Source organism: Streptomyces sp. ActVer, from assembly GCF_027270795.1.
Classification (GTDB): domain Bacteria; phylum Actinomycetota; class Actinomycetes; order Streptomycetales; family Streptomycetaceae; genus Streptomyces; species Streptomyces umbrinus_A.
Genome location: NZ_JAPWHT010000548.1, coordinates 1 through 6,256, shown reverse-complemented (window position 1 = coordinate 6,256; position 6,256 = coordinate 1). Strand labels below are relative to the sequence as shown.

7 protein-coding genes are annotated in these 6,256 nt (G+C 71.2%); 5 read left to right on the top strand and 2 right to left on the bottom strand.

Annotated features, from left to right (window positions below):
• Both O3Q52_RS47025 and O3Q52_RS47020 read left to right on the top strand, forming a co-directional pair.
• The coding region (locus O3Q52_RS47025) for a carbohydrate kinase family protein (protein WP_269654604.1) at nt 1-769 on the top strand (769 nt) is incomplete at its 5' end.
• On the top strand, nt 766-2,076 hold the full coding sequence (locus O3Q52_RS47020; RefSeq protein ID WP_269654603.1) for an alpha-glucosidase/alpha-galactosidase: 1,311 nt from the start codon (nt 766-768) through the stop codon (nt 2,074-2,076). The genes O3Q52_RS47025 and O3Q52_RS47020, both read left to right, overlap by 4 nt.
• Before the next feature lie 18 nt (nt 2,077-2,094).
• On the opposite strand, the gene O3Q52_RS47015 is transcribed toward O3Q52_RS47020, so the two are convergent.
• Together O3Q52_RS47015 and O3Q52_RS47010 are read right to left on the bottom strand one after the other, a co-directional pair.
• Nucleotides 2,095-2,610, bottom strand: a complete 516-nt coding sequence (locus O3Q52_RS47015; protein WP_269654602.1) for a flavoprotein — start codon at nt 2,608-2,610, stop codon at nt 2,095-2,097.
• An 83-nt stretch (nt 2,611-2,693) separates the two neighbouring features.
• A complete protein-coding gene (locus O3Q52_RS47010) occupies nt 2,694-3,152 on the bottom strand; it encodes a nuclear transport factor 2 family protein (RefSeq protein WP_269654601.1) in 459 nt (152 codons plus the stop codon).
• A gap of 147 nt (nt 3,153-3,299) precedes the next feature.
• Here O3Q52_RS47010 and O3Q52_RS47005 point away from each other — a divergent pair, with 147 nt between their 5' ends.
• The 3 genes from O3Q52_RS47005 to O3Q52_RS46995 form a co-directional block, all read left to right on the top strand.
• Entirely contained in the window at nt 3,300-3,872 is a 573-nt protein-coding gene (locus O3Q52_RS47005; protein ID WP_269654600.1) for a TetR/AcrR family transcriptional regulator, read from the top strand.
• Nucleotides 3,873-3,996: 124 nt separating this feature from the next.
• The gene (locus tag O3Q52_RS47000; RefSeq protein WP_269654599.1) at nt 3,997-5,457 is read left to right on the top strand and encodes an aldehyde dehydrogenase family protein; all 1,461 of its coding nucleotides are present in this window, start codon (nt 3,997-3,999) and stop codon (nt 5,455-5,457) included.
• Nucleotides 5,458-5,729: 272 nt separating this feature from the next.
• On the top strand, nt 5,730-6,256 hold a 527-nt coding region (locus O3Q52_RS46995; protein ID WP_269654598.1), incomplete at its 3' end, for a LysE family transporter.

Genomic DNA, 6,256 nt, shown 5'->3' with positions numbered 1-6,256 from the left:
GGCCTTCGCCGGGCGCGTGGGGGACGATCCCGCGGGCGCGTTCGTCCGCGGAGAGCTCACCGACCACGGCGTCGACACCACTCATCTCACCATCGACCCTCACCTGCCCACACCCCTGACGGTGGTGCTCAACGACAAGGACGGCGACCGGGCCATTCTCACCTCGCCAGGCTGTCTGACGGCGACGTGCGCGCAGGACGTGCCCGAGGCACTGCTGGCTGACGCGCGGCACGTGCACGCGGCGTCCTTCTTCCTGATGCCCCGTCTGGCCCGGTCCCTGGCAGCCGTGTTCGCCCAAGCCAGATCCCACGGGGCGAGTACCTCGCTCGACACCAACGACGATCCCGACGACAAGTGGGACCGCGAACTGCTCGACCCCGTACTGGAGTTCACTGACATCCTGCTGCCGAACGCCGCCGAGGCCCGGGCGCTCACCGGCGAGACCCAACTGGACGCGGCAGCAGCTGCGTTGGCGGGGATCGGCCCGCTGGTCGTCGTCAAGGACGGCTCCGAGGGCGCCCTCGCCCACGACGGGGAACGGGTCCGGCGCGTACCGGCCGTGCCGGTGGAGCCGGTCGACACCGTGGGTGCCGGCGACAGCTTCGACGCCGGTTTCGTCGCGGCGACCGTGCGCGGGCTGGACCTGCGCTCGTCCCTTGCGCTGGCCGCCGTCTGCGGTTCGCTCTCGACCCGCGGCCACGGCGGTACGGCTGCGCAGCCGACGTGGCACGAGGCCTGCGCCCACACCGACCTGGAGAGCCGCACATGACCGAGGTAAAGATCGCCTTCGTGGGAGCCGGCAGCGTGGTGTTCACGCAGGGGCTCCTGGCCGATCTGTTCGCCTTCCCCGAACTGGGCCACGCCCGGATCGCCCTGCACGACATCGACGAGGAACGGCTGGCCACGGCGGAGGGAGCCGCCCGCCACATCACGGACGAGCGAGGCGCCAAACCGACGATCACCGCGCACCTCGACCGGCGCGCCGTCCTCGAAGGCGCCGACTTCGTCGTCAACACCGTCCAGGTCGGCATGAACGAGGCCACCCGCACGGACTTCGGCGTCCCGGCCCGCTACGGAGTGCGCCAGACCATCGGTGACACGCTCGGCATCGGCGGCATCTTCCGCGCCCTGCGCACCTTCCCGGTGCTGCGCGGCCTCGCCGAGGACATGGCCGAACTCTGCCCGGACGCCCTGCTGTTGAACTACACCAACCCGATGGCGATGAACGTCCTGTACCTGTCGCGGATCGCACCGGCCCTGCGCACGACCGGTCTGTGCCACTCGGTGTACTGGACGATGCACGACCTCTCGCAGCTGGTGGGTGTCCCCTTCGAGGAGGTCTCCTATCTGGCCGCCGGCGTGAACCACCAGGCCTGGGTGCTGCGTTTCGAGCGCGACGGCCGCGACCTCCACCCGCTCCTCGACGCCGCGATCGCCAAGGATCCGGGGCTCCTGCGCCGTGTACGGGTCGACATGTACCGCAGGCTGGGCCACTACCCCACCGAGACGAGCGAGCACTCCGCCGAGTACGTCCCCTGGTATCTGCACCACGACACCGAGATCGAACGCCTCCGGCTGCCGGTGGGCGCGTACCTGGGGATCATCGAGGAGAACACCGCCGACTACGAGCGCACCCGCCAGGCTCTGCTAGCGGACGCTCCGCTGCCCGTCGAGGGCACGATGGAGTACGCGCCCCAGGTCATCCACAGCGTCGTCACGGGGACCCCGCGCACGATCTACGGGAACGTCCCGAACCGCGGGCTCATCGACAACCTGCCCGCCGACTCCGTGGTCGAAGTTCCTTGCCTGGTCGATGCGTTGGGAGTCCAACCGACCCGTGTCGGGGCACTGCCCCCGCAGTGCGCGGCGCTCAACAGCGCGTACGTCTCCGTCACCGACCTGGTCGTCCGCGCGGCCACGGACGGCGATCCGCGGCACATCCGCCATGCCGCGATGGCCGACCCCGCGACGGCGGCGGCCCTTCCGGTGGAGCGGATCTGGGACCTGTGCGACGACCTCGTACGGGCTCATCGGGAGTTGCTCCAGCCTGAGTTGCGGGAGGAGCTGGGGCACTGACGCCCGGCCCGTACCGGGTCACCGCTCCAGGAGGTCCAGGGCCTGTTCCCAGCGGAACTCCCGGCCCGCCGGGCCGCCGAAGGCGTGCTCGCCGAACCGGACGCCCATCCCGCGCAGCCTTTTCAGGCTGTCCTGATACGCGGGGTGGGCCGTCAACGCCTCGCTCACACAGGGCAGTACGGAGATCGGCACCCCCATCCCGTACGCCTCGCAGAGTGTGCCGAGGGCGAGGGTGTCGGAGATCCCGGCCGCCCATTTGTTGATGGTGTTGAAGGTCGCGGGCGCCACGGTGACGGCGTCCGGGTCGGGGAACGGGCGCGGGTCGCCGGGGGCGCGCCAGGCGGACCGGATCGGCCTGCCGGTCCGCGACTCGACCGCCGCGGTGTCGAAGAAGCCGGTCGCGATCGGGGTCGCGAAGACCCCGACCTCCCAGTTCCGCTCCTGCGCCAGGGTGATCAACTCCTCGACCCCCTCGGCGACTCCGGCGGCGCAGACGACGACGTAGAGGAAGGGCTTCCGGGCCTGTTCAGTCACCCGGGAACCCTACTGAACGCCGCCTCGCGGCCCCGGCGCCTCGCGACCCCGGCCGCCTCGCGGCCCTGGCGTCTTGCGGCCCGCTACCGGACGGGGAAGGAATCCCCTCGCTCCGCGTCCGGACGCGGGCCGTGGATCCGGCGTTCCTTCTCCTCGATCGGTACGTCGTTGATGCTGGCCTCGCGCCGGGTCATCAGGCCGTGCTCGTCGAACTCCCACAGCTCGTTGCCGAAGGAGCGCCACCACTGACCGTCGGCGTCACGGCACTCGTACTGGAAACGGACGGCGATGCGGTTTCCGTCGAAGGCCCAGAGGTCCTTGCGCAGGGCGTACTCCTGCTCGCGACCCCACTTGTCGGTGAGCATGTCCACGATCTGGGCGCGGCCGGTGACGAAGGTCTCGCGGTTGCGCCAGACCGAGTCCTGCGAGTACGCGAGCGAGACCTTGTGGGGATCGCGGGTGTTCCAGGCGTCCTCGGCCGCCTGGACCTTCTGGGCCGCGGTCTCACGGGTGAAGGGCGGCAGGGGCGGGCGGTCGGTCATGACGGCTTCCTCTCGATGGCGGTGCAACTCGAAGGCGACGCAGCTCAATGGCGGTGCGACGAGCGGGAGAACGTGCGTTCTCCGGCCTGGCTGCTAACGTAGAGAACGTTGGTTCTCTCGTCAAGACGCCAAGGAGCGGGCCGGTACATGGACAGCGCGATCGCCAGGGAACAGGCACTGGACGCGGCGGAAACCCTCTTCTACGGGCGGGGCATACAGACCGTCGGCATGGACGACATCCGCGGCGCGTCGGGGGTCTCCCTCAAGCGGCTCTACCAGCTGTTTCCCGCAAAGGAGCAGCTGGTCGTGGCCTACCTGGAGCGCCGCGACATCCGCTGGCGGCAGCGGCTGGCCGACCACGTGGCCGGACACGAGGATCCCGGGCGGCGCATCATCGCGGTCTTCGACTGGCTCGGCGAGTGGTTCCGCGAGCCCGACTTCCGGGGCTGCGCCTGGATCAACTCGTACGGGGAGCTCGGCGCGACGTCGGAGCGGGTCACCGCCCAGGTCCGCGCCCACAAGCAGGCTTTCAAGGACTACCTGACCGGTCTCGTGCGCGACGCCGGGCTGCCCCAGGACCTGGCCGAACAGGTCTACCTGCTGGCGGAGGGGGCCATGGTCACCGCCGGGATCGAGCAGAGCGGCTCGAAACCCGCCGAGCAGGCCGGGCGGGCGGCTCGGATGCTGATGGAGGGACACGGCGGGACCGTCGGCCATTGACTGCCGTCCCGTCGAGTTGCAGACTCCATTTGAAGATTCAACGGAGAATTATTCACCAGGCGAACGCGCCGCAGCTCCCGCTCGGAGCACGGCGCAGCGCCTCGCACGACGGGAAGAGCCGCGCATGACCCTCCATCGTGACCTGCTGATCGGCGGCAAGGACCTGCCCGCGACCTCCGGCCGCACCGCCAAGGACGTGAATCCCTACAGCTCACAGCTGTACGCCACGGTCGCCGCGGCCGGCATCGAGGACGTCACCCGGGCCGTGGACGCCGCCCACGCGGCCTTCGCCGACTGGGCCGCGCTCGGGCCGGCCCAGCGGCGGAAGATCTTCCTCACCGCGGCCGACCTGCTGGAGGCCCGCACCGACGAGGCCGTACGGATCATGGCGGGCGAGGTCGGCGGGACCCGGCCCTGGGCCATGTTCAACGTCGGTCTTGCCGCGAACATCCTCCGCGAGGCGGCCGCCGCGGTGACCGCGCCGCGCGGGGAGGTGCTGAGCGCGCAGGAGGAGGGCGCACTGGGGCTCGCGGTCCGTGAACCGGTGGGTGTCGTGGCCGCCTTCTCGCCGTGGAACGCCCCGGTCATCCTGGGCGTCCGGGCGGTCGCCGCGCCGCTCGCCGCGGGCAACACCGTGGTGATGAAGCCGAGCGAGGACGCGCCGATCGCCTGCGGGCTGTTCGTCGCGGACGTCCTGCGCGACGCGGGCCTGCCCGACGGCGTCCTGAACGTGATCACGAACGCTCCCGAGGACGCGGCCGCCGTCGCCGAGGCCCTGATCGCCGACGAGCGCGTACGGGCCGTGAACTTCACCGGTTCCACGGGCGTCGGCCGGATCATCGGCGTGCACGCGGCCCGGCATCTGAAGCCCGCGGTCCTGGAACTCGGCGGCAAGAACTCCGTGATCGTGCTCGACGACGCCGATGTCGACTACGCGGTCGACGCCGCCGTCTTCTCGGTCTTCATGAACTCCGGGCAGATCTGCATGTCCGCCGACCGGATCCTCGTCCACGAGAGCCTCGCCGAGGAGTTCACGGCCAAGTTCACCGCGAAGACCGAGTCGCTCGCGTCCGGTGACCCGGCCGATCCGCACACCGTCGTCGGCCCGCTCGTCACGACGGGCGCCGCCCGCCGGGTCGCCGCTCTCGTCGAGGGCGCCGTCGCCAAGGGCGCCACCGTGCTGACCGGCGGCGCCGCCCCCGAGGGCGCCGTGCATCCGGCGACCGTGCTGACCGACCTGCCCGAGGACGCCGACCTGTACCACGGGGAGGCGTTCGGCCCGCTCGCCGTGATCAGCACCTTCGGCACGGACGACGAGGCGATCGCGTTCGCCAACGCCACGGAACATGGGCTTACCTGCGGGATCATCACCGAGAACGGCACCCACGGGCTGAAGGTCGCCCGCCGGATCCGTACCGGCATCGTGCACATCAACGACCAGTCCGTCGCCGACGAGCCGAACGCCCCCTTCGGCGGGTTCAAGTCCAGCGGATACGGCCGGTTCGGCGGGCGCTGGGGCATCGAGGCGTTCAGCAACACGCGCTGGGTGACGCTGGCGACGCAGCAGGCGCACTTCCCGTTCTAGCCGGTCCGCTTCTGGACGGTCCGCTTCTCGGTCCGCCAGGCCCCGGCGGCGCACGGGCTGCGGCACGCCTCGCGTGTGCCGCAGCCCCGCCCGACCCCGGTAGGTGACGCGTTCCCGTACGCGAGAAATGAGTTGCCCCGGCGACTGCCCCGACGCCACCATCTGCCCATGACCACGACCGAAGCCCTGCTGCCGCCGACCTTCGCCACCGCTCGTCCGGTGCGGGTCCAGCAGCAGTCCGGCCGACCGCGGAGGCTCTCACTTCCGCGGTCGTGACCGCCGCGCTCGTCGCGGGGCTTCTCGCGGGCTATGGCATCGCCATCCCCGTCGGAGCGGTCGCGACCTACCTCGTCTCCCTCACCGCCCGTACGTCCCTGCGGATCGGCGTGTGCGCCGCGCTCGGCGTGGCGACGGCCGGCGGGCTCTACGCCCTGGTGGCCGCGCTCGGCGGGTCCGCACTCGCCACCGCCCTCCAGCCCGTACTGGTCCCGCTGCGCTGGGCCTCGGGACTCGTCCTCGTCGCGCTCGCCGTACGAGGCGGAGTCACCGCGCTCCGCCAGTACCGCGAACAGCGGCTCGCCGCCCGTTCCGACGGGACGCCGGTGAGCCCCGGCCGCGCGTACCTGGCCCTGCTCGGCATCACGATGCTGAACCCCACCACCGTCGTGTACTTCGCGGCGCTGGTGCTGGGCAGCAGTGCCGGTGAGGCCGCCGGCCTCCTGGAACAGGGGGTGTTCGTCCTCGCCGCCTTCGCCTCGTCGGCCGGCTGGCAACTGCTGCTCGCGGGCGGCGGCGCGCT